The sequence below is a fragment of the Staphylococcus sp. GDB20D11A genome, assembly GCF_016893255.1.
Classification (GTDB): domain Bacteria; phylum Bacillota; class Bacilli; order Staphylococcales; family Staphylococcaceae; genus Staphylococcus; species Staphylococcus aureus.
This window is the reverse complement of sequence record NZ_JAFEPJ010000003.1, coordinates 225,777-251,169: the sequence shown is the minus strand read 5'-3', so window position 1 is coordinate 251,169 and position 25,393 is coordinate 225,777. Positions and strand designations below refer to the sequence as shown.

Sequence of the window (25,393 nt, the reverse complement as noted above, 5' to 3'; positions counted from 1 at the left end):
TAAAGCTAGGATGTCTTTTTATTAAGAAATAATGCAATTATTAATTTCAACTGACATATTTTATCGAATCGCTGTTTATATCTGCCCGAATTCCGTAAGAAGCCTTAGTCATTTCAATAGCAAGGTCAAAATTTTGCCAAAATTTATAGTTATACTGAGAAGTTTAAATTCATGTTTTCTTGAAAAACATGCGCCTTAAATGTAAACTTATTAATTATAAAAGTTTACATTTGGATTGAGGTGCTTATTTTTTATGAGGATTTTTATTACAAGTACGAATACTGATGTAGGCAAAACCTATGTTACAAAGCATTTATACCATGCTTTGAAAAGACGTGGTCATCGTGTTTGTGTTTTTAAACCATTTCAAACTGAGGAACGCCAAGACGGGACGTTTCCAGATTTAGAAGTATTTAAAAATGAATGTGATTTAAGCTATGACATAACGTCACTTTATACTTTTAAGCAACCTGTATCACCACACCTTGCATTTAAAATGGCAGATCAAATTTTTCTAAATAAGCAGCGTGTATTAGATAAGGTAAAAGTTTTAGATAAGGAATTTGATTTTATCTTAATTGAGGGTGCTGGGGGAATTGCCGCACCAATATATGAAGGTACAGATGATTTCTACATGACTAAAGATCTAATCAATGATTGTGCAGATTGTGTCATCAGTGTGTTGCCTTCAAAATTAGGTGCTATTAGCGATGCCATTGTTCACCAAGATTATGTTAATCAGAATGTATCGGCGAGTAATTTTTTAATCATGAATCGCTATACAGACAGTTATATTGAAAAAGACAATCAAATGACGATTGGAAAATTAACAAATAAAACAGTCTATACATTTGAAGAATATGCCACGTATGAAAATTTCTCAGAAGCATTTTTAAAACAATTAATAGGAGTTAAAAATGAATTACACACAACAACTTAAACAAAAAGACTCAGAATATGTTTGGCATCCATTTACACAAATGGGTGTATATAGCAAAGAAGAAGCAATCATCATTGAAAAAGGAAAGGGTAGTTACCTTTACGATACGAATGGCAATAAATATTTAGATGGTTATGCATCGTTGTGGGTCAATGTGCATGGTCATAATAATAAGTACTTGAATAAGGTAATTAAAAAGCAACTCAATAAAATTGCCCATTCTACGCTACTAGGATCATCAAATATTCCGTCAATAGAACTTGCGGAAAAATTAATCGAAATCACGCCAAGTAATCTAAGAAAAGTATTTTATTCTGATACAGGCAGTGCGTCTGTTGAAATCGCAATAAAGATGGCATATCAGTATTGGAAAAATATTGATAGAGAAAAATATGCCAAGAAAAACAAGTTTATAACGCTAAATCACGGCTATCATGGCGATACGATTGGTGCGGTAAGTGTTGGTGGTATCAAGACCTTTCATAAAATATTTAAAGACTTAATATTTGAGAATATTCAAGTAGAAAGCCCATCTTTCTATCGCAGTAATTACGATACTGAAAATGGAATGATGACAGCTATTTTAACGAATATAGAGCAAATTCTAATTGAAAGAAATGATGAAATCGCAGGGTTTATATTGGAACCGTTGATTCAAGGTGCGACAGGCTTGTTTGTTCATCCTAAAGGCTTTTTGAAAGAAGTCGATAAATTGTGCAAAAAATACGATGTCTTATTAATTTGTGATGAGGTAGCAGTTGGTTTTGGGAGAACTGGAAAGATTTTTGCATGTAATCATGAAGATGTTCAACCGGATATTATGTGTTTAGGTAAGGCGATCACAGGTGGCTACTTACCACTTGCAGCAACGTTGACGTCTCAAAAAATTTACGATGCGTTTCTAAGTGATTCGCACGGTGTGAATACCTTTTTCCATGGTCATACATACACCGGAAATCAAATTGTTTGTACGGTTGCATTAGAAAATATAAGACTTTATGAAAAACGTAAGTTATTGTCACATATTGAAACGACATCATCAACACTTGAGAAACAGTTACATGCGCTGAAGCGTCATCGAAATGTTGGTGATGTAAGAGGTCGAGGCTTAATGTTTGGAGTTGAATTAGTTACAGATAAAGATAGTAAAACGCCGTTAGAAATTGAAAAAGTTGAACGTATTGTACGTAATTGTAAAGAAAACGGGCTAATGATTAGAAATTTAGAAAATGTCATTACGTTTGTGCCAGTGTTAAGTATGTCAAATAAAGAAGTGAAAACGATGGTACGTATTTTTAAAAAGGCAGTACATAACATTTTAGATAGGAAGTGTTAATATGAATTTGGCTAAATGCATATTACAAGGGGAACAATTAACAAAAGAGACTGTATTGAAAATTTATGAGGATACTAATATTGATACCTTAGATTTGTTAAATGAGGCGTATATTTTAAGAAAACATTATTTCGGTAAAAAAGTAAAATTAAACATGATTTTAAATGCTAAAAGTGGTATATGTCCTGAGAATTGTGGGTACTGTGGACAATCACGAGATATTAAACAAAAACAGCGATATGCTTTAATTCCAGAGGAACAAATTATCGATGGAGCAAAGGTGGCACATGATAATCATATTGGAACATATTGTATTGTTATGAGTGGTAGAGGACCGAGCGATAAAGAAGTTGATCATATTAGTAACACTGTAAGAACGATTAAATCTCAACACCCGCAACTAAAAATATGTGCATGTTTAGGATTAACGAATGACGAACAAGCCAAGAAACTTAAGTCAGCTGGTGTAGACAGATATAACCACAATATTAATACAAGTGAAAATTACCATGATAACGTCGTGACAACGCATAGTTATAAAGATAGAACAGATACGATAGAACTAATGAAAGCGAATAATATATCACCATGTTCTGGCGTGATTTGTGGTATGGGAGAATCTAATCAAGATATTGTGGATATGGCATTTGCTTTGAAAGAAATGGATGCCGACAGTATTCCGATTAATTTTTTGCATCCAATCAAAGGGACAAAGTTTGGAAGTATGGATGATTTAACACCAATGAAATGTTTAAGAATCGTAGCATTATTCCGATTAATCAATCCTACGAAAGAAATTCGTATTGCTGGAGGAAGAGAGGTCAACTTACGTTCGTTACAGCCATTAGCATTAAAAGCGGCGAATTCCATATTTGTCGGTGATTATCTAATTACTGGTGGGCAACCGAACCAATTAGACTACGATATGATTAATGATTTGGGCTTTGAAATTGATTATGACACTTGTGAAAATAAGGAAAACAAGAATGATGTTTCAAGAGCAAATTGATTTATTACAACAGAAAGGGTTATATCGGTCGCTTAAATCGGTAGGGTATATAGATAGACAGTATATTGAAGTAGAAAATAAGCGATGTACGAATTATACATCTAATGATTATTTAGGATTAGGACAAATAGCGTTTGATAAGGATGATTTCGAAAGATTTATGCGGAAGTATAGTTATCACTTATCAAGTTCAAGATTAATTAGTGGAAGTTCGACAGCTTATGAAGAAATTGAAACAAAGTTAGCAGGTTGGCTCGGATATAGTGCATGTACTATCTTAAATAGTGGTTATGATGCTAATTTGGCGTTATTTAATATTTTCAAAAATACAAATTGTGTCGTGTTTTCAGATCAAGAAAATCATGCGAGTATTATTGACGGTATTAAGTTAAGCGGTTTAGAAACAGTGATATATAAGCATTTAGATATTGCTGATTTAGAAAAAAGGTTAGCGGAATATCCTAATCAAAATAAACAAAAAATAATCATATCTGATAGTGTATTTTCAACGAATGGCGACGTTGTGGATATTGGTCAATTAGTCTCATTAAAGCATAAATATAACGCAACACTGATACTCGATGTTTCACATAGTTTTGGAATAGAGAATTACTCGAATTATCAAGGCATAGATATACTCACTTCTAGTTTATCTAAAGCATGTGGTGCATACGGGGGTGTGATTTTAAGTTCAAATGATGTTAAGGATATGTTAATTAATCACGGTAGACCACTCATCTACTCAAGTAGTTTGCCAATTTATAATTTGTATTTTATAAAAAGAAATATTGAAAAGTTAATAAATGCTGATGATAGACGCACTAAATTAAATAGTTTGAGTAAATATTTTAACCAAAAGTTAAAAGCACTCAATGTTAATTATAATAGTTCAAACTCGCCGATTAAGTTTATTGAGTTTGATGACATAGAAGCGGCTGAGAACATTCATCAAACATTATTAAAGCATCATGTGTTTACAAGTTATTTAAGGTATCCAACTGTGACTAAGCCAATGTTAAGAATATCATTGTCGTATTTTCATACTGAACAAGATGTAGATAGGTTGTTTGAAATTTTGCATCAAGAAGATTGAGGTGATCGTCATGTATAGTATAAAAATGCGTTCTAGCAATCAAGATGTTCATATTAGTGGTGCTGAAACGATTTGTGAGTTTGACAAAATAGAACAGACGGTACAAAGGTTTTATAATAAAGGTTTTTTTCATGAAAATGGGCAACCGGATTTTCTCAATATAAAAATACAAAAAATTATGGAACCGATTCAACAAATAAAAGCATTAAAAATTATTGAGGATGATAAAGCAAATCTCCAACATTTAACACAAGAATGTGGTGTAACTGAACAAGCGCTAAATCAAGGGATGACATATATTAAAAATGAAACGGTTTATACAGGAGCTATTATTCTATCTGCTATATCTGGTAAACGTTTAGATTCATTTGGACAAAGGGGGATTAGGGCAACACATTTTTCGTTTGAAGATATAAATAATAAAGGTGATCTTAATGAAAGAGTGACTGATGCCTTAGCAATTGCTAGTTGTATCAATGCGCATCCGTATGTCAAAGGAGAACTTTGTGTGTCCGATGACTTAACGTATACGACAGGTTATTTTGCCTCTGGGAAAATTGGTTACCATCGATTATTTGATATTAAACCAGTTAATACGAGATATGGAGGCAGAATAATATTTGTGGACGATCGAATTGATTTAAATCATTACATATCATTTTTAGAAAGCACACCGAAGCAAGTTGTTTATGAAACGGTATAGGGGTTTTAGTATGACATCAAAAGATATTACTCAAATTAGTGTCATTGCTGCGATTTTAACCATTTTGGCAGTTTTGAAAATACCATCCATTATACCAGGATTAGATTTTCAATTATCTGCACCGGCAGCATTATTAATATTAGCTTTCTTTGGAATTAAAAAGTACTTTTTAGGTGGGCTTTTATCAAGCGTATTATTGCTGATATTTGGCGTATTTAATCCAATTAATGTGATTATTTCGATTATATTTAGAGTTATAGCTATTGCTGTTGTTTATTTATTGAAAATAAATGTACTATCATTAGTTTTAGCAAGTGTATTAGGCAGTTTGGTATCTAGGCTACTATTATCTATTATTTTAAATTTACCTGTGTGGGTAGTGTTATTAAACGCGATTCCAGGCGTAATATTCACTTTAATTGTAGCTATTCCTTTATATCTCACATTGAGAAAAAGAATGGCAGTCTTACTAAGATAATAAATCAAAACACGGTCGTCACAATTACTGTTGGCGACCGTGTTTTACTAGTTATTTATTGTTTTCAGTTTCTTTTGTATCTAACAATTTCACTTTGTGATTTTCCCAATCAATTTCATATGTTGATTTAAATGTTCTAGTTTTAAAGTTTTTATAATTTGCGCCTGCCCAGTAGAAGCCATTCCAACGAATTTGGTATAAATCCATTTCACGTTGATAAGTTACTGTAATTTTAGATTTTTTAGCGCCATCTTGTCTGTGTGATAGTACGCTTAAAAATTCTGGATTGAAGTTACTTCTAGATAATAATGGCATTTGGTGTTGCGCTATGAAGTTTTGGCCAGCGTATGCACTGCTTTGTCTGCCAGCTAAGAAGAGTTCATTACCATATGTTGGGTGGAAGCTATCTCGTCCATAAGGTCCCCAACCATTATTCATAATTTTATGTGCTTCAACTCCCCAGCCAACATTTTTATAATTTGTGTTGCGACTTAATGTTGTTCTGTAACTTTCTTGTTTATAATTAATTGTTTCAGAAAAAGCTGTATTTCCATTAAGTCCACCAGATAAACCATTAGAGATACTAATGTCACCACCAAATGTATAGCCTAAAGTATTTTGAACTTGAAACTCTTCATTTTGATTTTTTGGTGCATAATCAACGACGTTTACTGAATCATTAGATTGTGAGCTTATAGATACATTGTATTTAGCTCCCCAATATAATTTTGAAAAGTCATAGTCATTAGGATTAGGTTTCACAAAGCCTGAGTTAATATTCCCAGTAGCTTTAAGTACTAAAGTATCTTTATCATAACTTTTATCTTTGATGAAATTGAATGTTAAAATCTGTGAAATTTTAAATTTATCAGAATCTGCTGTGGCTGTTGTTTTGTATAAAGTAACTTTGTCATCGACTTTTTTTACGCTGACTGGTGTGATTTTGCCTTCAGCATTAGCAGTACCAGAAAGTAATAATAATGCCATAGATGTAGCAACGGATGATTTGACTAATTTATTCATTTTCATATCAATTCTGTCCTTTCACCTTGATTTCATGAGTCTTCCAATTGACCTCGTATTTCACAGTATAGTTTCTATTTACAAATGCATTATGGACTCTATGTCCGTCTAAATAACTGTTGCCATAATGCGTTGATCTTTTAATGGCATGAGTGACATCCATGTTTCTTCCGTAAGTAATTTCAAATTCGCTTGTATCGCTTGAACCTTTTTCATGAGATGCTGTGGCGATAAATGAAGGGTTAAATCCACTTTGTACAAGAGGTGGTAACTCACTGTCTGGAACGAAATAATCTCTAGGATCTTTACTATGAGGTTTGTAGCCTACAAATAAATCGCTATCAAATGCTGATTTTTGACCTGATTCAGTGGCGAATGAATTCGCTTTGACGCCCCATAAAACACTTTTTGAGTTTTGTTGTTCTACTTCACTTACATAATTTTGTTGTGTATAGCTAATCGATTTAGAATAGTTAAATGATCCATTACCACCGAGTGATGGGGCTGATTGGAAATTACCACCGATATTGTATCCTAATGTCTGACTCACGTTTGTAGATTCAATTTTATTTTTAGGTAAATAATTAATTAAAGAAACATATTTATCATTTGTTTTCAAACCAATGTTATATTGGAATGGCCATCGCATAGCTTTAACATGATTAGTTTTTTTATAGTTGTAATATGTTGTTCTAGAGCTAATGAATCCTTGCATCTTTAATATCAAAGCATCTTTGTTATATTTCTTATCCTTCACAAAATCAAATTGAATATTTTGAGTCACGCCTCATTTATTACTTGTTTTATCTTCTGTCCTTTTGATAATTTCTATATCGCTTCCTTTACCGATGTCTTCAGTATCGTTGGCAGCTTTAGCATTTTCTAATAACGGATTGGCAAGAGGGGCAAGTAAGCTCACAGATAAAGTTGTAGCTAATATTTTATTTTTAAGCATAAGTTTCACTTTCTTTCTATAATATTATTTAACTTAATTAAATAATAATATATTTTGAACGTTATTATAATTAACTGTTCATTAACAATTGACCATTATCAACTTTTTTTACAATTAAGTTAAAAATGCCATAATTCCGTTCAATTTAACCTTTTTTGTTTGGAATGCTAAAAGCTAATTTTGTGAGAAATATAGTTAATAAAACCTTGGTATTGTTGACAGTTGTAAACAATTTAAGGTAACCGATTGCACGAATGTCTTGCTTTTATTTTTAATTAATGTTTGTAAAATACAAATTGTTCTTTTTTACAATTTTTGATGAATCCATCTAAAAGTTAATTATTTATTAACTTGAGAATATTTATTTAAGTTTTCAAGTTAAATTGCTTCATTTGTATTATTTGTGTATCTACTATGGTGCGATACTTTGTTCTTATAAAAATCAGTTGTTATTATTAAATTTAATGTAAGATAAAATAATTTAATGTTATGAGGCTCGTTCAATATGTTAAAAAATCCTGAGACAAGTATGAAGTGTCCCAGGATTTTATAAAATGATTGAACTGTTTACTTAGGTGTGATGCTTTTAATTTTTACTTCATGTGTTTTCCAGTTCACTTCATATTTAACTGTAACGTTTCGGTTTTTAAAAGCATCATGTTTTCTATCAACGGCTAAACGATGTCTTGTCACATATGCATATGTAGCATCCATGTTTCTGCCGTAAGTGATTTCAAACTCGCTTTTATCACCTTTACCTCTTTCGTGTGACAATGTTGTAATAAATGATGGATTAAAGCCACTTTGAATTAAAGGAGGTAGTTGATTATCTGGGACGAAATAGTCTCTTGCTGCTGGACCAGTTGGGTCTTGTGCAAATAAGTATTGATCATATGCAGATACTTGACCATTCGGTGTAACGAATGAATTTGCTTTCACTCCCCATTTAACACCTTTAGAGTTCTGACTTTCTACTTCAGTAACATAGTTCTTTTGATTATAACTAATTGTTTTAGAGTAGTTGAATGAGCCACTGCCTCCGATTGATGGCGCTGATTGGAAGTTTCCGCCGATATTATAGCCTAATTTCTGACTAACATCTGCTGAATCAATTTTATTTTTAGGAAGATAATTGATTAAATCAACATTAGAGTCTTTCGTTTTCAAACTGATATTATATTGAAATGGCCATATCATTCTTTTAATATATGGATATTTTTTAAGTCTGAATATGTTGTTCTAGAGCTGATGAAGCCTTGCATCTTAACAACTAGGGCATCTTTGTTATATTTTTTATCTTTTACAAAATCAAATTGAATGTTTTGAGTTATAGCTAATCGTTTGCTAGTAATGTCTTGTGTTCTTTTGATGATTTCTGCACCTTGGCCGATATCTTCTATCTTATTTTCTGCTTTAGAAATTTCTATAAATGGATTGGCTAAAGGGGCTATTAAACCAACTGCTAAAGTTGCTGTTAATATTTTATTTTTAATCATAGAAATCACTTTCTTTCTATTTAATTTTAAGTTCATATATATAATAATCTATTTGTAAGCGTTTTCGAATTAACTATTCGTTAAAAGTTAATTACTATCAACATGTATTGAAGAGACATTTTTAGTATTGTTAAATGATGTTTTTGCATTATGTTATGTTTAAAAGATTTATTGGTCGCAGGCGTTTATATAGCTACATAACTATGTTTTGCAAGTCTTATTCTATTGAATTGTTGTTTAATTAAGGTGCTTGAAGTGGAAGAGGAATGGATTGTGCAATAGATTGTGAAAATTTGAAGTTAATAAAGTTGAGATGATTCAACTAAATGATGAACTATTCGTTAACGATGTAAGGATTATTTAACAAGTTGCAGGTAAAAAAGTGGGCTGACAAATAGCGAAGAAACATTTAATTGATGGAAAATGAAAAAGAACCGCAGATTCGATTGAGAATCAGCGGTTCTTTTTAATCACGGTTTATTACGAAAATTATTTAAAAAATGATGTAAAACTAGAGAAGATATTTTTGATTGATTATTTCCAGAATGAAAATAGTTTAGTTATTGTATTTTTGATAGATGATGCTGTTTCTTGAGCTTTTATAGCTGCTTTTACTAATTCTGGCTTTTGGTAAAATGCGTATAACACTTTACCAGTGTTGATTGACTCAGTTACATAGTTTCTTACTTGTGCATATGATTTTTGTGCAAATCCACTATTTTCTTTTATTTCAAGTGGTTTAATGTATGAACCATAACCACTACCGATTGTTGTTAAAACTGTTTGGTCAATTAAACCTTTATATTGGTAATATTTATTATAGTAGTACTTTGCTGTATCATATTTTTCTTTATAGCTTTTATAAGTATCTGTTAAATACTTGTAACCATAGTTAAATGAATCTTTTAATGATTGGTAGTAACCTAGTAATTTAGATTGAGGAACCTCAACTTTTGGTGATTGAATTTGAGGAACTTCAACTTTTGGTGATTCTGCTTTAGGTTTTTCAATTTGTGGTGATTGAATTTGAGGAGCCTCAACTTTTGGCGCCACTTTCTTTTCAGCATCTTTTTGAGCTACTAATGCGTCTAATTGTTTCTGTAAATGCTCTTTTATATCCATAGGTGCTTTGTTAACTTCACGTTGTGCTAAACGTCTGTTTTCAATTGAATCTTTTTCATTTAATTTTGAGATTGCATCATTTGCTGATTTCACACGCTCATCATGACGAACGATTGCTTTTTCAATTGAAACTTTTTCTACAAAGCGGTTATTTTTATCGCGTAAATCTTTAGGTAATTTTGAGTTAGCTTCATATGCTGCTGATTTATCGTGTGGTGCTTTGTTATCTTGGAAATCTTTAATTGCTTTATCCGCATTTTCAATATTTTGACGTTCTTTAGCTTTAGAAGATTGTACTGATTCTACCCAAACTTGTTGGCTTCTATCAGGGTTTTCTTTAATTTGTGCAATGTAATTATTTTTTTCTTGTTCAGTTAAGTTATCATTTTTAAGAACATTGTAAAAAGCGTTTTGTTGTGCAACACGTCGGTCTGGGTTCTTGCTGTCTTTAAGTGATTCAGAGAATACTTCTTGTGCACGTTCTGGGTGTTCGCGTAATGTTTTGATGTATTGGTTACGTTGTTCTTCTGTGATACCTTTTAGATGTAATACTTGATAAAAAGCTTTTTGTTGATCTGTTACGTAGTTGTTTTGAGTTGTTTGGTGCTTAGTTGAAGTTTGTTGCGTGTTTTCACTCGCTTTTGCTTCCCCATTTGAAATCATTGTAGCTAAAGTAATTGTTGCTGCCCCAACTAGCAACTTCGAGATATATTTATTTTTCATGTGTATTCCCTTTCTTTTTACATATTAAATTTATTGTATGCTTTTAGAATTTATCACATGAGAATACAAATGGAAATTAACTAATTATTAACTAATGTTAACTAATAGATTAACTAGTGTTAACTATGTAAAAAAGCGTTTAATTCAGAACATTCAGCGTATTTTAAGTAAGGAAGTACTATATGGATAAATGCAATAGTTTGCTAATAAATAGAGGAGAAAATTGTCTTTCGAAGAGAGTTTGGTAGAGTAGAAATCACATTTGATTTGTCACTGAGGCACTTTTTCTTCTATATAATTAGGTCACGACATTAGATAGCTTCGCAACTAATGCATAGGGTCCCAACATAGAAACTTTCGAGACGAAAGTTAACAAGCAGGAAGAGTTGGGTACCTTTCTAACAAATAAATTTGAAGAAGACGAAGGAACGCAGTTGGACGTAAAACGTCAAATGCATAAGCCTTTCTAGCTCATAAAATTCGCAGAAAATAAAGGAACGCATTAGACAGCTTCGCTACTAATGCATAGGATCCCAACATAGAAACTTTCGAGACGAAAGTTAACAAGTAGGAAGAGTTGGGCGCCTTTCTAGCTCATAATATTCGCAGAAAATAAAGGAACGCATTAGATAGCTTCGCTACTAATGCATAAGCCTTTCTAACAAATAAATTTGAAGAAAGGCTAAAAAATATTTTTAGGGGTTGCGAATGAATAAATTAGTTTAATTTTATAAAAATCTATAAAAATTAAAAACGTTGTAAATTTAAAATAAATCATTCATAATATTGTTACTATACTAATTCAAGGTGGTTCAACGCATGTCTCATAATGAAAATCTTAAATTGGCGCAACGCGGTGCTTATTTGAGTTTAATTGTATATATAATCTTGTCTATTGTTAAGTATGTCACGGGTTTTGTCTTTAACTCTGCAGCTGTAAGAGCCGACGCATTAAACAATATGACAGATATTATCGTTTCTTTAGCTGTTATTATTGGATTGAAAATTTCAATTAAACCTGCCGATCGAAATCATCCTTATGGCCATTTGAAGTCTGAAAATATTTCTTCATTATTGGTGTCATTTGTCATTATGTTTGTAGGTATCCAAGTAGTTATTCAAAATGCACCTCGTTTGTTCAAAGAAGATGACGTTGTACCTAACGCAATAACAATTATCGTCAGCTTAATCAGTGGTCTTGTAATGTTGATTGTATTTGCAGTCAATCAAAGACTAGCGAAAAGAACGAAAAGTAGTTCTTTAAATTCTGCTGCCAAAGATAATTTATCAGATAGTTTAGTCAGCATTGGAACGGCGATAGGATTAATTTTTACGCAAATCGGTTTCCCAATTGTCGATATTATTTTAGCAACATTGCTAGGCTTACTAATCGTTTATACTGGTTTTGGTATTTTTAAAGAAGCAATTTTTATGTTGAGTGATGGTTTCAATGAAACTGAATTAGAAGCGTATCGCAATGATATTTTAGAAGTTGATGAAGTACAAGAAGTTAAAAGTATTAAAGGGCGTTACCATGGAAGTAGTGTGTTTATTGATGTCACAATTGTTGTAGATGCTAACCTTTCCTTAGTAGAAGCGCATCAAATTTGTGACAATGTCGAACATCATTTGCACAAAAAAGGTATTTCCTCAGTATACGTTCACCCAGAACCAGACCATCTATAATGTATTTAAACGTCTTCATAGATATATAAATATCTGAGGAGGCGTTTCTATTACATTTATTTTTAGGCATGCCTAAAAATATTTTTTAAACCTTAGAAAAATAGCGGACAAAGGTGTATAATATGATTTGTTATTAGGAGGTTATTGATTCATTTATGAATTAAAAAATGAAAATGGGGAATAGGATTTATGTATTTAATGTCTAGTGATAATTGATTTAATCATTGAATTTTAAAATATATTGAAAAGAAAATTGCTAAGATTAAATCATCTTAAAATATCCCTGAAATAACGTCCTAAAGATTAAAGGAAAGAGGTTATAAGTTATGCCAAAATTAATTTTATGTCGTCATGGACAAAGCGAGTGGAATGCTAAAAACTTATTTACTGGATGGGAAGATGTTAATTTATCTGAACAAGGTATTAATGAAGCGACTAGAGCAGGTGAAAAAGTAAGAGAAAATAACATTGCCATCGATGTAGCTTTTACATCGTTATTAACACGTGCTTTAGATACAACGCATTATATTTTAACTGAATCTAAACAACAATGGATTCCTGTATATAAAAGCTGGCGTTTAAATGAGCGTCACTATGGTGGATTGCAAGGCTTAAATAAAGATGATGCTAGAAAAGAATTTGGAGAAGAACAAGTACATATTTGGCGTCGTTCTTATGATGTGAAACCACCTGCTGAAACCGAAGAACAACGTGAAGCTTACTTAGCTGATCGTCGATATAATCATTTAGATAAACGTATGATGCCTTATTCTGAAAGTCTGAAAGATACTTTAGTTCGAGTGATACCATTTTGGACAGATCATATTTCACAATATTTGCTAGATGGTCAAACGGTATTAGTTTCTGCACACGGAAATTCAATTCGCGCATTGATTAAATATCTTGAAGATGTGTCAGATGAAGATATCATTAATTATGAAATTAAAACAGGTGCACCGCTTGTTTATGAATTAACCGATGATTTAGAAGTTATAGATAAATACTACTTATAAAAAAAGAGCTGCATGTACACAAGGAGTGAGTGTATATGCAGCTCTTAAATATGTGAAGTAATGTAAGGAAATAGTTAAGTATAGAGTTTATATTAACGAGCTAGGGATACTCGAAAATATAGTTAGACATACAATATAGTCAAATTAAAACAATTATTTCGCTCTTTTATGTTGTTTAATAATCTTTAAAGCACGCTTTCTTGTTTTAATGTTAGGGCTATTTAAATTACGACGAGCAGTCTGTAAATCTAATTTCATCTCTATCCCTCCTTGTAAATATATTATGACCGATAACTACTCATATGTAAATAGTAATGATTACGTTTTAAAGAAATTGTAATAAAGTCGTGCTAATTTTTTTGAAAATGGGTATAATTACCGGATATCTAAAAATGAGTGTCGTTTTTTAGATGGTGAGGGGGAAGCTTTAAATGTCGAAGAAACAAAAATTAACGATGATTATTACTATGCTGATGGGTGGATTTTTTGGATTATTAAATGAAACACTATTAGTGACGGCTTTACCAAGTATTATGAAAGATTTTGAAATTTCATATACACAAGTTCAATGGCTGACAACAGCTTTTTTATTGACTAATGGGATTGTTATTCCTTTGTCCGCGCTTGTTATACAACGTTATACAACAAGACAAGTGTTTTTAGTGGGTATTTCTATCTTTTTCTTAGGTACATTACTCGGCGGTTTGAGTCCGCACTTTGCAACATTATTAGTTGCTAGAATTATTCAGGCGTTAGGTGCAGGTATTATGATGCCATTGATGATGACAACGATTTTGGATGTGTTCCAACCGCACGAACGCGGTAAATATATGGGGATATTTGGTTTGGTAATTGGTTTAGCACCAGCTATTGGACCTACTCTTTCAGGTTACCTTGTTGAATATTTTAACTGGAGATCGCTTTTCCATGTTGTCGCTCCAATTGCAGCTGTAACATTTTTAATTGGATTTAAAACGATAAAAAATGTTGGAACTACAATTAAAGTACCTATTGATTTTATTTCTGTCATTTTTTCTGTACTAGGTTTCGGTGGGGTATTGTATGGAACGAGTTCAATTTCAGAAAAAGGTTTTGATAATCCTATCGTATTAGTATCTATGATTGGTGGTATTGTTTTAGTCGCATTATTTGTATTACGTCAATATCGACTATCAACACCATTATTAAATTTTGCTGTATTTAAAAATAAACAATTTACAGTTGGTATCATTATTATGGGTGTCACAATGGTATCGATGATTGGTTCGGAAACGATTTTACCTATCTTTGTGCAAAATTTATTGCATCGTTCAGCTTTAGATTCTGGGTTAACTTTATTACCAGGAGCAATTGTTATGGCATTTATGTCGATGACTTCGGGTGCTTTATATGAAAAGTTTGGTCCTAGAAAGCTTGCTTTAGTAGGTATGACGATTGTTGTTATTACTACGGCTTATTTTGTTGTAATGGATGAACAAACATCAACAATCATGTTGGCAACAGTTTATGCGATTCGAATGGTTGGTATCGCGTTAGGATTAATTCCAGTAATGACCCATACGATGAATCAATTAAAGCCAGAAATGAATGCACACGGTTCATCTATGACAAACACAGTACAACAAATTGCTGGTTCTATCGGAACAGCTGCATTAATTACTATTTTATCTCATGCAAGCAAAAACTTTTCTTCAACTATGTCAGACTATAATGGCATGAACAAAATTGATATGATGAATCAAATTAAAGTTGATACGATGTTGCATGGTTATCACGCTGGATTTTTATTTGCATTATTGATTACAGTTGTTAGTTTCTTTTGTTCATTTATGTTACAAGGGAAGAAAAAAGAAGTTGATTCTCGTCAATAAATATAAGTTGCTAGCTATATAAAGCTTTTTAGCAAAAGTTCAACATATTGACTTATCCGGCATTTCAGATTAAAATATTTTTATTCCGATTAGAATAATAAGGATAAGGAGATATATTCCATGAAAAGACTTTTATTTGTGATGATAGCTTTCGTTTTCATATTAGCTGCATGTGGAAACAATTCGTCGAAAGACAAGGAAGCTAATAAAGATAGCAAGACAATTAATGTTGGTACTGAGGGGACTTATGCACCATTTAGTTTCCATGATAAAGATGGTAAATTAACTGGTTACGATATTGATGTTATTAAAGCAGTAGCTAAAGAAGAAGGTTTAAAACTTAAATTTAATGAAACTTCTTGGGATTCTATGTTTGCAGGTTTAGACGCAGGGCGTTTTGATGTAATCGCGAACCAAGTAGGTATTAATCCTGATAGAGAAAAGAAATATAAATTTTCTAAGCCTTACACATTCTCAAGTGCTGTTTTAGTTATTCGTGAAAATGAAAAAGATATTAAAGATTTTGATGATGTTAAAGGTAAGAAGTTAGCACAAACATTTACATCTAATTATGGTAAATTAGCTAAGGATAAAGGTGCTGATATTACAAAAGTTGATGGCTTTAACCAATCAATGGATTTATTATTGTCTAAGCGTGTTGATGGTACATTTAATGATAGTCTGTCATACTTGGATTATAAAAAACAAAAACCTAATGCTAAGATCAAAGCAATCAAAGGTAATGCTGAACAAAGTAGATCTGCATTTGCATTTTCTAAAAAAGTAGATGATGAAACAGTTCAAAAATTCAATGATGGCTTGAAAAAAATCGAGGAAAACGGTGAATTAGCTAAAATAGGTAAGAAATGGTTTGGTCAAGATGTTTCTAAATCTAAATAGCGAACAACAACATGCGCTAGATGCTGCAAAACAAGCTTTCGGACCTATGCTAGAAGGTTTGGTCAAATATTCAATTCCTATTACATTAGTTACATTTGTTTTAGGATTGATTATTGCATTATTTACAGCATTAATGCGAATTTCAACGAGTAAAATTTTAAGAAGTATTTCACGTGTCTATGTATCTATTATTCGAGGAACACCAATGATAGTACAACTATTTATCATATTTTATGGTATTCCAGAATTAGGTAGATTATTAACAAATGACGCTGACAACCAATGGACATTGGCACCTGTAGTGGCTGCTATTATTGGTTTATCATTAAATGTAGGTGCGTATGCTTCGGAAATTATTCGTGGCGGTATTATTTCTATACCGAAAGGACAAACAGAAGCTGCATATTCTATCGGTATGACGTATGGTCAAACGATACAACGTATCATTTTACCGCAGGCAATTCGAGTGTCGATTCCTGCACTAGGTAATACATTTTTAAGTTTAATCAAAGATACATCATTATTAGGATTTATTTTAGTGGCTGAAATGTTTAGAAAAGCTCAAGAAGTTGCGTCTACAACATATGAATATTTAACAATTTATGTGTTAGTTGCGCTAATGTACTGGGTGGTATGCTTTATTATTTCAATTATCCAAGGTATCTATGAATCTTATATTGAAAGAGGGTATCGCTCATGATTCAATTGAACAATATCCATAAATCATTTAATGATGTTGAAGTCATCAAAGGTATTGGTTTATCTGTTGAACAAGGTGAGGTTGTAACCTTAATCGGTCGATCTGGTTCAGGCAAAACAACATTGTTACGTATGATTAATGCGTTAGAAATTCCAACTGAAGGTACAGTTTATGTTAACGGCAAAACATATACATCTAAAGATAAAAAATCACAAATAGAAGTTCGTAAACAGTCTGGTATGGTATTTCAAAGTTATAACCTTTTTCCGCATAAGACGGCATTAGAAAATGTAATGGAAGGTCTTATCACAGTTAAAAAGTTGAAAAAGGATGAGGCACGTGGGAAATCACTTGAGTTACTTGAGAAAGTTGGTTTAACACATGTCAAAGATCAACGTCCACATGCATTATCAGGTGGTCAACAACAACGTGTTGCTATTGCAAGAGCACTAGCAATGAACCCTAAAGTGATGTTGTTTGATGAACCAACATCTGCACTTGATCCTGAACTTGTGAATGATGTTTTAAAGGTTATTAAAGATTTGGCTAATGAAGGCATGACAATGGTCATTGTGACACATGAAATGCGTTTTGCTAAAGAAGTATCTAATAACATTGTATTTATTCATGAAGGCATGATCGGAGAACAAGGGGCTCCAGAAGAGATGTTCAATCGTCCGAAAACAGAAGAATTAAGACGTTTCTTAAATGTTATAAATGAAGAATAATCAAATAAAACCACGTATCATGTTTTAGTATGGCGAGCCATATACATGATGCGTGGTTCTTTGTTATATTGCCAAAATCTTGGAGCAACCTGTTATCGACGTTTATGATTTAAGTACGTTTGTACCTTATATAGTAATGGTTTGATAGGCTTAATAAAGTCACCGATATACTCTTCTACATGTGCGTTAAAGCCTTTTTTGAATTGTTGTACGCCATAATCTTCTGATGACTCTGAAAAGTCACCGGTAATACCATAGAAATTATAGCGATCAATATGATGCGCTTTAGCAAACTTAATCATTTCCCACTGCAAATGGTAGGCACCCATATAAGCATTATATTTAGGGTTTGAACCACTAGATAAGTAATAAACTTCATGCTCATTGTAGATAAACAAAGCAGAAGCTAAGTTTAAGACTGCACCATCTTGTTCAATTTGTTCTATTGTATTGTCGATTTTACGCTTATTGCTATTTAACTGTTGTTCTAGCTGTGTGCGCTTCGTTTTATTTTTCTTTGAGTTAGGACTTTCTTCCAATGCTTCTTCAACACCTGAGAGTTCAGCTGTTAATTGCTGTTGCTTTAATTGTAACGTTTTTAAATACTCGTTTAAATCAATATACGCCAACTTTAACATGGCGTGGTCATCGTATAACTTTTGCATTTCTTCAAAGTATGGTAACTCACGGAATTTGAAACCATGCTTTTCTTCGGCCATATGGAATAAGTCGAAAAAGGTTTGCGTTTCATCAATCGTTAACGTTTTAGTTTTGACACCAATATCATATGTTTTTTTAATATTACGTCTCGTTTGATAATCCATTTCTTTTAATAACTGGTCTTCTGTTTTATCCTTTAAATCTAATACAGATAACCAACGGATTTGACTCATTGAATCATAACCGACTGGAAAACCTTGATGCTTATAGCCTAATGTGTCCATTGTTCTAACAAATGCTCGGTTGTCATAAGACTTAACAATTTCACCGTCTGCATTGCGTAAATTTTCAATTAAATATGGATCTACAAGGACATATAAACAATTTTGTTTTTTTAAATATGACGTTAATGCTTTAAAGAAAAATGCTACTAATGATTGATTTGTATAATCCATCACTGGCCCGCGATGTGTATAAAAATATTTGAAAAATTTAAGTGTGCGTGCTTCTGTCAATAAGCATCCTGCAATCACTTGACCATTGTCATCTTTAACCCCTACAAGATGCACATCGCCTTTTAAATCAACTCTATGATTGTAATGAATAGCTGATTGTGTGTAATGTGAAAAATGCTTTGTTGTAAACGCATTGAACTCATCCGAAGTCAACGTTACAAAGTTCATTTTATCCCATCCCTCTCTGAATTGAACTGTAATTTTTGAATTTATTAATAATGCTATTTTTTTTATTTTATCAAAAACTGATTGCAAATACACATAGAAAATGAAATATATTTTTCTTTGACTATACATAACTGTTATTTCTTTGGATATTTATATTAAATGCATTGGTAGTAGTTGTAGCGCATTGATGTTTGACGGTGTATAGTATTAATTATATTGAAAGTTAGTTGGAAGTTGATAGTAGGAGTGGGAGCATTGAAGCGATTTGTGGCGACGGTATTATTATTACTAGTCTTTATATCAGGATGTGGTAATGATAAATATGTGAAAGAAATAGATGAAGCAGTTAAAATTCAAAATCAAAAACAAGAACAACTTGCCAAAAAAGGCAACGGTGATCGTGTTGATCATTTTGAACGCAAAGATGCTAATATTTATGTCTATGATAAGGATAAAATTATCATTTTAGCTTATAAACCTTTGAGTAATGATGATGAAGTGCATTATTATGCATATGATTTTAGTGATAAACGTGTATCATATAAGCAAGATTTTGATTCGAGACGATATTATCAACAACATGATGCGGATTATCATGAAGAAAATATGACGAACTAGATATGAACAGGAGTTATTATGACTAAAAAATTACTAACATTATTTATAGTGAGCATGTTAATTTTAACAGCTTGCGGTAAAAAAGAATCAGCAACGACATCTTCGAAAAACGGCAAACCATTAGTTGTCATATATGGCGACTATAAATGTCCTTATTGTAAAGAATTAGATGAAAAAGTCATGCCAAAGTTGCGTAAAAATTATATAGATAATCACAAAGTGGAATACCAATTTGTCAATTTAGCTTTCTTAGGTAAAGACTCAATTGTTGGTTCGCGTGCGAGTCATGCAGTATTGATGTATGCACCTAAATCATTTTTAGATTTTCAAAAGCAATTATTTGCTGCCCAGCAAGATGAAAATAAAGAATGGTTAACAAAAGAACTATTAGATAAGCATATTAAACAACTGCATTTAGATAAAGAGACGGAAAATAAAATTATAAAAGATTACAAGACAAAAGATAGCAAGTCTTGGAAAGCTGCAGAGAAAGATAAAAAAATAGCTAAAGATAATCATATAAAAACGACACCAACTGCATTTATTAATGGCGAGAAAGTTGAAGATCCATATGATTATGAAAGTTATGAAAAATTATTAAAAGATAAAATCAAATAGTCTTAATTGTTGAGATAAGTAAGTGATACCAATTTATTAGGACAATATGAAAGGCAATTTCTATTAGTAATATGATAGAGATTGTCTTTTTAATGTATGAAGTCTAAATAGGTGGAAATTATCATGTAAACATTGTTTAGTAGGTAATCAGTACAGGATAGGTATTAATTCTTCTCCGTGCAAAATCTTGATTAGTAGTTTTTTCTGTGTCTCTTGTTTTATTGTACAAATATTTGTACAATTGGGGTGTGTTAAAAGGAGGCGATAAATATGATTATTAAAAATTATTCATACGCTCGACAGAATTTAAAGGCACTTATGACAAAAGTAAATGATGATAGTGATATGGTAACTGTAACATCTACTGATGATAAAAACGTAGTAATCATGTCAGAATCAGATTATAACTCCATGATGGAAACACTTTACCTCCAACAGAATCCAAATAATGCTGAACACTTAGCTCAATCAATTGCAGATCTAGAACGTGGGAAAACTATAACGAAAGATATAGATGTATAATGGATAGGTTAAATATTACGTTTTCGCCTCAAGCCTTTGCAGATTATAAGTATTTTCAGCAGAACGATAAAAAAATGGTGAAGAAGATTAATGAGTTACTTAAAAGTATTGACAGAAATGGCGCATTGAAAGGTATAGGTAAGCCTGAAAAGTTAAAATCGAATCTGACTGGGTATTATAGTAGACGTATCAATCACGAACATAGATTGGTTTATAAAGTAGATGACAATCATATAAAAATAGCATCATGTAAATACCATTATTAAATCTAAAAGTCACACTATAAAAATAGGGCAAGTTATTTTAGGACAATATGAAAAGGCAATTTCTATTAGCAATATGATAGAGATTGTCTTTTTTCTTATATTACGACGTTCGTAAATACTATAAAGTTTTCTGTATCATATTTGTACAATAGTCATGTATTAGATAAAACGAAAAGTGGTAAATACCTAAAGTATGATTCGACTTTATATTATTTATAAAAACAGTGCTTGTATTTTAAGTAGCATGAGTATATAATTTTAAAACGTAAAGATTACTATTTAGGAGGGTGACTATGAAAAAGAAATTAGGTATGTTACTTCTTGTACCAGCCGTAACTTTATCATTAGCCGCATGTGGGAATGATGATGGAAAAGATAAAGATGGCAAGGTAACAATTAAAACGACAGTTTATCCATTGCAATCATTTGCAGAGCAAATTGGTGGAAAACACGTGAAGGTATCATCAATCTATCCAGCAGGGACAGATTTACATAGCTATGAACCAACACAAAAAGATATATTAAGCGCAAGCAAGTCAGACTTGTTTATGTATACAGGGGATAATTTAGATCCGGTTGCTAAGAAAGTTGCATCTACTATCAAAGATAAAGATAAAAAACTGTCTTTAGAAGATAAATTAGATAAAGCAAAGCTTTTAACTGATCAACACGAACATGGTGAAGAGCATGAACATGAGGGACATGATCATGAGAAAGAAGAACATCATCATCATCATGGTGGATATGATCCACACGTATGGTTAGATCCTAAAATTAACCAAACTTTCGCTAAAGAAATTAAAGATGAATTAGTGAAAAAAGATCCAAAACATAAAGATGACTATGAGAAAAACTACAAAAAATTAAACGACGATCTTAAGAAAATTGATAACGATATGAAGCAAGTTACAAAAGATAAGCAAGGTAATGCAGTATTCATTTCACATGAATCAATTGGATACTTAGCTGATCGTTATGGTTTTGTTCAAAAAGGTATTCAAAACATGAATGCTGAAGATCCATCACAAAAAGAATTAACTAAAATTGTTAAAGAAATTAGAGATAGCAATGCTAAATATATTCTTTACGAAGATAATGTTGCGAATAAAGTGACTGAAACAATTCGTAAAGAAACAGATGCGAAGCCTTTAAAATTCTACAACATGGAGTCTTTAAATAAAGAACAACAGAAAAAAGATAATATTACGTATCAATCATTAATGAAATCGAATATTGAAAATATCGGTAAAGCTTTAGACAGTGGTGTTAAAGTGAAAGACGACAAAGCTGAAAGTAAACACGACAAAGCAATTTCTGATGGGTATTTTAAAGATGAGCAAGTTAAAGACCGTGAATTAAGCGATTATGCTGGTGAATGGCAATCTGTTTACCCTTACTTAAAAGACGGTACGCTTGATGAAGTGATGGAACATAAAGCTGAAAATGATCCGAAAAAATCTGCTAAAGATTTAAAAGCTTATTATGACAAAGGATATAAAACTGATATTACTAACATTGATATAAAAGGAAATGAAATTACATTTACTAAAGATGGTAAGAAACACACTGGTAAATATGAATACAATGGTAAGAAGACATTGAAATATCCTAAAGGTAACCGTGGCGTGAGATTTATGTTTAAATTGGTCGATGGTAATGATAAAGACTTACCGAAATTCATCCAATTTAGCGATCACAACATTGCACCTAAAAAGGCAGAACACTTCCATATCTTTATGGGTAATGATAATGACGCGTTATTAAAAGAAATGGATAACTGGCCAACATATTATCCTTCAAAATTAAATAAAGACCAAATCAAAGAAGAAATGTTAGCGCATTAATTCAACAGGTTTGCACACTCTACTCAACTGTTAATAGCTGAATAGAGTGTGTTTTTTATTTCGTAGTTATCAATTTCAACAGAGGGAATGATTAATATTACTATAGTTTATAACAAATGATTTGGTAACATATGTCACTCAATGCATGTTAAGATGAGTAAATATAAAAGATAGGGAGTGGGAAGATGACGATTAAAGTTGAAGATAATAAAATTATTTTTTCAAGAACGATAGAAGCACCGATTGAAAAGGTGTTTGATGCCTATACGACAAAAGCATTATTTGAAAAATGGTTTCATCCAAAAGACGCTAGTACCAAAGTGTTTCGCTTTAATGCTGTTTCAGGCGGTGATGCATTTTACGCGATTAAAACACCTACAATGACCAGCTATACATTAGCAGAATATAAAACGGTTAAGCGTCCATATTTAATTGAATATATTGACTCATTTGCGACACCTCAAGGTGCAAAAGATACAAAAATGCCAAGCATGAAGATTACTTTGTCATTTTCCGAGTTCAATACAACGAAAACGACAGTGACATCAACATCGGTATTTCCAACAAAAGAAGCCGCTCAACAAGTCATAAACATGGGTGTTGAGCAAGGGATGAATCAAACATTAGATCAACTTGATGCTTTATTGAAATAAAGTTGTTGAAAATATGTAAAAAATTTTATATGCCATTCAGTTTATAATAATAACGTAATATTATTAATTGAATGAAGGATGATTCGATGGCACAACGTTACATTAAAGTATTAATATTATATATTTTTACTACGCTTTTATCTTCAATTACTGTTACTTCGAAATGTGTACCAAATAAAGTTGTTAGATTTATTTTGCGTACAGTCGTAGGCTACGGTATATTTGCATATGGTTTACATTACTTTTCAAATTTAAAAAAGAATAAGTAATACTTACATAAAGCGAGATGAGCGCAATTAAAATGATACCAATTGTTTTATGTCGCGATATCTATCTCGCTATTTTTATGAGTAAATATTAGTTTTGAATTGGTAAAAAGAATTTTCTGAATTTTAATCTATTAATTACATCTAAATACTAATATAATTAATAGGTAAAATTTATTTGATAATAGTAAATGGGGGAAGTGCTGTGATAAAAAATAATAAAACAGTTGAAGATACGTATTCAACTAAAGCAATCGTAGACTCAATATCATCATCTGTTCAAATGAAACAAGTGATGGTACAGCAAACACCAGGACGATACATGCTAAAATCTATGATGGCAGGTTTCTTATTGTCCATTGTTACTGTTTTTATGTTTGGTATTAAAACACAATTCGCAATTACACATGTTGATGGTCTCATTAATTTAATGGGAGCAATTGCTTTCAGCTTAGGATTGGTCTTAGTTGTACTAACGAATTCTGAATTATTAACAAGTAATTTTATGTATTTTACAGTTGGCTGGTATTATAAAGTTGTTTCTATTAATAAGATGATGTGGATTTTATTATATTGTTTCCTTGGAAATATTTTAGGTGGTTTTGTATTATTCTTCTTAATGAAATATGCACATGTTATGACACCAGAAATGACACAAGCCTTAACTGCCTTAGTTCAGAAAAAGACAGTCGATTCGACTTGGTTGAATATTTTTACAAAAGGTATTTTCTGTAACTTCTTTATTAATATCGGTATTTTTATTTCTATGCAATTCAAAGGCGGATTGACAAAAGCATTCTTCATTGCTTGTGGTGTTATAGTCTTTGTATACATGGGATATGAGCACGTTGTATTCAATGCTGGATTATATGCAGGTATGGTGTTCTTCAACCTTGATGCTGTATCTTGGTTACATGTATTAAAAAATATCGTTTTTGCATTCCTTGGTAACTTTGTAGGTGGCGGTATTTTTGTAGGACTTGTTTATGCATTTTTAAATGGTAAACGCAATCGTTTAGAGCAACAGTAATGGAGTCATAATTGAAGATGTTGTGACAACAATGAATTTAGAATCATCCTTTTTGGGCCCGTTCCCCAACTTTCACATTATTGTAAGCTGGCTTTCCGTCAGCTTCTGTGTTGGGGCCCCGCCAACTTGCATTGTCTGTAGAATTTCTTTTTGAAATTCTCTATGTTGGGGCCCGCCAACTTTCACATTATTGTAAGCTGGCCTGCCGTCAGCTTCAGTGTTGGGCCCGCAGTCAGCTACTGCCAATATAACATTGTAGAGTCTAGGACATTATGAACTGCACGCTTCAAAGTAGACATTGAAAAATGAAAGGTTTGAAGCGTACATATCATTAATTCATGTCCTAGACTTTTTTACTGATGCAGTCAATAATGAAATAACCGATTATCGCATGCCTATCTTATTTAGATGAGGCATGTTATCTGACACATGTGCTAAATGTTGGTACGCTATAAGG

General features: G+C 31.9%; 27 protein-coding genes and 3 pseudogenes. 24 read left to right on the top strand and 6 right to left on the bottom strand.

Going from position 1 to position 25,393, the window contains the following annotated elements:
* The first annotated feature begins 31 nt into the window (after window positions 1–31).
* From JV528_RS03475 to JV528_RS03445, 7 genes are read left to right on the top strand one after another with little or no spacing between them, the layout of a single operon-like run.
* The gene (locus tag JV528_RS03475; RefSeq protein WP_041204334.1) at window positions 32–199 is read left to right on the top strand and encodes a hypothetical protein; all 168 of its coding nucleotides are present in this window, start codon (window positions 32–34) and stop codon (window positions 197–199) included.
* 54 nt (window positions 200–253) lie between these two features.
* Window positions 254–940, top strand: coding sequence for a dethiobiotin synthase (gene bioD, locus JV528_RS03470; protein ID WP_001217906.1), 687 nt, complete (start codon window positions 254–256; stop codon window positions 938–940).
* A complete protein-coding gene (gene bioA, locus JV528_RS03465) occupies window positions 918–2,276 on the top strand; it encodes an adenosylmethionine--8-amino-7-oxononanoate transaminase (protein WP_001110074.1) in 1,359 nt (452 codons plus the stop codon). Before bioD ends, bioA begins: the two co-directional genes overlap by 23 nt.
* 1 nt (window position 2,277) lies before the next feature.
* On the top strand, window positions 2,278–3,285 hold the full coding sequence (gene bioB / locus JV528_RS03460; RefSeq protein WP_204177292.1) for a biotin synthase BioB: 1,008 nt from the start codon (window positions 2,278–2,280) through the stop codon (window positions 3,283–3,285).
* A complete protein-coding gene (locus tag JV528_RS03455) occupies window positions 3,263–4,378 on the top strand; it encodes an aminotransferase class I/II-fold pyridoxal phosphate-dependent enzyme (protein WP_000971537.1) in 1,116 nt (371 codons plus the stop codon). Before bioB ends, JV528_RS03455 begins: the two co-directional genes overlap by 23 nt.
* Before the next feature lie 10 nt (window positions 4,379–4,388).
* Complete coding sequence (locus tag JV528_RS03450; protein WP_000286871.1) at window positions 4,389–5,081, top strand: 6-carboxyhexanoate--CoA ligase; 693 nt, start codon at window positions 4,389–4,391, stop codon at window positions 5,079–5,081.
* Between the two features lie 10 nt (window positions 5,082–5,091).
* On the top strand, window positions 5,092–5,559 hold the full coding sequence (locus tag JV528_RS03445) for a QueT transporter family protein (protein ID WP_000200954.1): 468 nt from the start codon (window positions 5,092–5,094) through the stop codon (window positions 5,557–5,559).
* A gap of 51 nt (window positions 5,560–5,610) precedes the next feature.
* Here JV528_RS03445 and hlgB read toward each other — a convergent pair whose 3' ends face one another.
* The 4 genes and pseudogenes from hlgB to sbi form a co-directional block, all read right to left on the bottom strand.
* Window positions 5,611–6,588 carry a bi-component gamma-hemolysin HlgAB/HlgCB subunit B gene (hlgB, locus tag JV528_RS03440; RefSeq protein ID WP_000783428.1) on the bottom strand — a complete coding sequence of 326 codons (978 nt, stop codon included), beginning with the start codon at window positions 6,586–6,588 and terminating at the stop codon, window positions 5,611–5,613.
* 1 nt (window position 6,589) lies between these two features.
* Window positions 6,590–7,537: pseudogene (hlgC, locus tag JV528_RS03435) on the bottom strand (bi-component gamma-hemolysin HlgCB subunit C).
* A 567-nt stretch (window positions 7,538–8,104) separates the two neighbouring features.
* Window positions 8,105–9,033: pseudogene (gene hlgA / locus JV528_RS03430) on the bottom strand (bi-component gamma-hemolysin HlgAB subunit A).
* Between the two features lie 534 nt (window positions 9,034–9,567).
* Window positions 9,568–10,878, bottom strand: coding sequence for an immunoglobulin-binding protein Sbi (gene sbi, locus JV528_RS03425; protein WP_000792556.1), 1,311 nt, complete (start codon window positions 10,876–10,878; stop codon window positions 9,568–9,570).
* 94 nt (window positions 10,879–10,972) lie between these two features.
* On the opposite strand from sbi, the gene JV528_RS03420 reads away from it, so the two are divergent.
* From JV528_RS03420 to JV528_RS03410, 3 genes are all read left to right on the top strand, one after another.
* Complete coding sequence (locus JV528_RS03420; protein ID WP_014532694.1) at window positions 10,973–11,068, top strand: hypothetical protein; 96 nt, start codon at window positions 10,973–10,975, stop codon at window positions 11,066–11,068.
* 629 nt (window positions 11,069–11,697) lie between these two features.
* Window positions 11,698–12,564, top strand: a complete 867-nt coding sequence (locus JV528_RS03415; RefSeq protein WP_000019127.1) for a cation diffusion facilitator family transporter — start codon at window positions 11,698–11,700, stop codon at window positions 12,562–12,564.
* 326 nt (window positions 12,565–12,890) lie between these two features.
* Complete coding sequence (locus JV528_RS03410) at window positions 12,891–13,577, top strand: 2,3-diphosphoglycerate-dependent phosphoglycerate mutase (protein WP_001125208.1); 687 nt, start codon at window positions 12,891–12,893, stop codon at window positions 13,575–13,577.
* Window positions 13,578–13,730: 153 nt separating this feature from the next.
* Here JV528_RS03410 and JV528_RS03405 read toward each other — a convergent pair whose 3' ends face one another.
* Window positions 13,731–13,835, bottom strand: coding sequence for a putative metal homeostasis protein (locus tag JV528_RS03405; RefSeq protein WP_000762708.1), 105 nt, complete (start codon window positions 13,833–13,835; stop codon window positions 13,731–13,733).
* Between the two features lie 173 nt (window positions 13,836–14,008).
* Between JV528_RS03405 and mdeA the strand changes: the two genes are divergently transcribed.
* The 4 genes from mdeA to JV528_RS03385 all read left to right on the top strand — a co-directional run bounded on the left by mdeA (window position 14,009) and on the right by JV528_RS03385 (window position 17,776).
* On the top strand, window positions 14,009–15,448 hold the full coding sequence (gene mdeA, locus JV528_RS03400; protein WP_000038963.1) for a multidrug efflux MFS transporter MdeA: 1,440 nt from the start codon (window positions 14,009–14,011) through the stop codon (window positions 15,446–15,448).
* 120 nt (window positions 15,449–15,568) lie between these two features.
* Complete coding sequence (locus JV528_RS03395; protein WP_000825922.1) at window positions 15,569–16,348, top strand: transporter substrate-binding domain-containing protein; 780 nt, start codon at window positions 15,569–15,571, stop codon at window positions 16,346–16,348.
* A complete protein-coding gene (locus JV528_RS03390; protein ID WP_000479576.1) occupies window positions 16,329–17,048 on the top strand; it encodes an amino acid ABC transporter permease in 720 nt (239 codons plus the stop codon). The genes JV528_RS03395 and JV528_RS03390 overlap by 20 nt, the downstream gene beginning before the upstream one ends.
* Window positions 17,045–17,776: an amino acid ABC transporter ATP-binding protein gene (locus tag JV528_RS03385; protein WP_204177291.1), complete on the top strand. Its 732-nt coding sequence runs from the start codon at window positions 17,045–17,047 to the stop codon at window positions 17,774–17,776. The genes JV528_RS03390 and JV528_RS03385 overlap by 4 nt, the downstream gene beginning before the upstream one ends.
* A gap of 92 nt (window positions 17,777–17,868) precedes the next feature.
* Here JV528_RS03385 and fmhA read toward each other — a convergent pair whose 3' ends face one another.
* Complete coding sequence (gene fmhA, locus JV528_RS03380) at window positions 17,869–19,119, bottom strand: FemA/FemB family glycyltransferase FmhA (RefSeq protein ID WP_001012239.1); 1,251 nt, start codon at window positions 19,117–19,119, stop codon at window positions 17,869–17,871.
* 255 nt (window positions 19,120–19,374) lie between these two features.
* Between fmhA and JV528_RS03375 the strand changes: the two genes are divergently transcribed.
* From JV528_RS03375 to JV528_RS03335, 10 genes and pseudogenes are all read left to right on the top strand, one after another.
* On the top strand, window positions 19,375–19,737 hold the full coding sequence (locus JV528_RS03375; RefSeq protein ID WP_000819843.1) for a DUF4467 domain-containing protein: 363 nt from the start codon (window positions 19,375–19,377) through the stop codon (window positions 19,735–19,737).
* 18 nt (window positions 19,738–19,755) lie between these two features.
* Window positions 19,756–20,355, top strand: coding sequence for a DsbA family protein (locus JV528_RS03370; RefSeq protein WP_000162810.1), 600 nt, complete (start codon window positions 19,756–19,758; stop codon window positions 20,353–20,355).
* A gap of 18 nt (window positions 20,356–20,373) precedes the next feature.
* Window positions 20,374–20,462: pseudogene (locus tag JV528_RS03365) on the top strand (hypothetical protein); the annotation flags it as partial.
* A 163-nt stretch (window positions 20,463–20,625) separates the two neighbouring features.
* Window positions 20,626–20,877, top strand: a complete 252-nt coding sequence (locus tag JV528_RS03360) for a type II toxin-antitoxin system Phd/YefM family antitoxin (RefSeq protein WP_000584499.1) — start codon at window positions 20,626–20,628, stop codon at window positions 20,875–20,877.
* The gene (locus JV528_RS03355) at window positions 20,877–21,143 is read left to right on the top strand and encodes a Txe/YoeB family addiction module toxin (RefSeq protein WP_000375483.1); all 267 of its coding nucleotides are present in this window, start codon (window positions 20,877–20,879) and stop codon (window positions 21,141–21,143) included. The genes JV528_RS03360 and JV528_RS03355 overlap by 1 nt, the downstream gene beginning before the upstream one ends.
* Window positions 21,144–21,159: 16 nt before the next feature.
* Window positions 21,160–21,258, top strand: coding sequence for a hypothetical protein (locus tag JV528_RS14625; RefSeq protein ID WP_224089274.1), 99 nt, complete (start codon window positions 21,160–21,162; stop codon window positions 21,256–21,258).
* Window positions 21,259–21,436: 178 nt separating this feature from the next.
* Window positions 21,437–22,987, top strand: coding sequence for a zinc ABC transporter substrate-binding lipoprotein AdcA (gene adcA / locus JV528_RS03350; protein ID WP_000727763.1), 1,551 nt, complete (start codon window positions 21,437–21,439; stop codon window positions 22,985–22,987).
* A 185-nt stretch (window positions 22,988–23,172) separates the two neighbouring features.
* Window positions 23,173–23,640, top strand: a complete 468-nt coding sequence (locus JV528_RS03345) for an SRPBCC family protein (protein ID WP_000153340.1) — start codon at window positions 23,173–23,175, stop codon at window positions 23,638–23,640.
* A gap of 86 nt (window positions 23,641–23,726) precedes the next feature.
* Entirely contained in the window at window positions 23,727–23,909 is a 183-nt protein-coding gene (locus JV528_RS03340) for a hypothetical protein (RefSeq protein ID WP_000079140.1), read from the top strand.
* A gap of 202 nt (window positions 23,910–24,111) precedes the next feature.
* Window positions 24,112–24,936 carry a formate/nitrite transporter family protein gene (locus tag JV528_RS03335; protein ID WP_000594631.1) on the top strand — a complete coding sequence of 275 codons (825 nt, stop codon included), beginning with the start codon at window positions 24,112–24,114 and terminating at the stop codon, window positions 24,934–24,936.
* Window positions 24,937–25,393 lie beyond the last annotated feature (457 nt).

What these genes read in the sequence shown, in the direction of transcription:
- JV528_RS03370 (WP_000162810.1), top strand. Translation starts at nt 19,756, where the DNA reads ATGACTAAAAAATTACTAACATTATTTATAGTGAGCATGTTAATTTTA.
- JV528_RS03445 (WP_000200954.1), top strand. Translation starts at nt 5,092, where the DNA reads ATGACATCAAAAGATATTACTCAAATTAGTGTCATTGCTGCGATTTTA.
- JV528_RS03395 (WP_000825922.1), top strand. Translation starts at nt 15,569, where the DNA reads ATGAAAAGACTTTTATTTGTGATGATAGCTTTCGTTTTCATATTAGCT.
- JV528_RS03410 (WP_001125208.1), top strand. Translation starts at nt 12,891, where the DNA reads ATGCCAAAATTAATTTTATGTCGTCATGGACAAAGCGAGTGGAATGCT.
- JV528_RS03355 (WP_000375483.1), top strand. Translation starts at nt 20,877, where the DNA reads ATGGATAGGTTAAATATTACGTTTTCGCCTCAAGCCTTTGCAGATTAT.
- hlgB (WP_000783428.1), bottom strand. Translation starts at nt 6,588, where the DNA reads ATGAAAATGAATAAATTAGTCAAATCATCCGTTGCTACATCTATGGCA.
- JV528_RS03475 (WP_041204334.1), top strand. Translation starts at nt 32, where the DNA reads ATGCAATTATTAATTTCAACTGACATATTTTATCGAATCGCTGTTTAT.
- JV528_RS03340 (WP_000079140.1), top strand. Translation starts at nt 23,727, where the DNA reads ATGGCACAACGTTACATTAAAGTATTAATATTATATATTTTTACTACG.
- JV528_RS03450 (WP_000286871.1), top strand. Translation starts at nt 4,389, where the DNA reads ATGTATAGTATAAAAATGCGTTCTAGCAATCAAGATGTTCATATTAGT.
- JV528_RS03405 (WP_000762708.1), bottom strand. Translation starts at nt 13,835, where the DNA reads ATGAAATTAGATTTACAGACTGCTCGTCGTAATTTAAATAGCCCTAAC.
- sbi (WP_000792556.1), bottom strand. Translation starts at nt 10,878, where the DNA reads ATGAAAAATAAATATATCTCGAAGTTGCTAGTTGGGGCAGCAACAATT.
- JV528_RS03415 (WP_000019127.1), top strand. Translation starts at nt 11,698, where the DNA reads ATGTCTCATAATGAAAATCTTAAATTGGCGCAACGCGGTGCTTATTTG.
- mdeA (WP_000038963.1), top strand. Translation starts at nt 14,009, where the DNA reads ATGTCGAAGAAACAAAAATTAACGATGATTATTACTATGCTGATGGGT.
- bioB (WP_204177292.1), top strand. Translation starts at nt 2,278, where the DNA reads ATGAATTTGGCTAAATGCATATTACAAGGGGAACAATTAACAAAAGAG.
- fmhA (WP_001012239.1), bottom strand. Translation starts at nt 19,119, where the DNA reads ATGAACTTTGTAACGTTGACTTCGGATGAGTTCAATGCGTTTACAACA.
- JV528_RS03360 (WP_000584499.1), top strand. Translation starts at nt 20,626, where the DNA reads ATGATTATTAAAAATTATTCATACGCTCGACAGAATTTAAAGGCACTT.
- bioD (WP_001217906.1), top strand. Translation starts at nt 254, where the DNA reads ATGAGGATTTTTATTACAAGTACGAATACTGATGTAGGCAAAACCTAT.
- JV528_RS03420 (WP_014532694.1), top strand. Translation starts at nt 10,973, where the DNA reads ATGTTAACTAATAGATTAACTAGTGTTAACTATGTAAAAAAGCGTTTA.
- adcA (WP_000727763.1), top strand. Translation starts at nt 21,437, where the DNA reads ATGAAAAAGAAATTAGGTATGTTACTTCTTGTACCAGCCGTAACTTTA.
- bioA (WP_001110074.1), top strand. Translation starts at nt 918, where the DNA reads ATGAATTACACACAACAACTTAAACAAAAAGACTCAGAATATGTTTGG.
- JV528_RS03385 (WP_204177291.1), top strand. Translation starts at nt 17,045, where the DNA reads ATGATTCAATTGAACAATATCCATAAATCATTTAATGATGTTGAAGTC.
- JV528_RS03345 (WP_000153340.1), top strand. Translation starts at nt 23,173, where the DNA reads ATGACGATTAAAGTTGAAGATAATAAAATTATTTTTTCAAGAACGATA.
- JV528_RS03455 (WP_000971537.1), top strand. Translation starts at nt 3,263, where the DNA reads ATGATGTTTCAAGAGCAAATTGATTTATTACAACAGAAAGGGTTATAT.
- JV528_RS03390 (WP_000479576.1), top strand. Translation starts at nt 16,329, where the DNA reads ATGTTTCTAAATCTAAATAGCGAACAACAACATGCGCTAGATGCTGCA.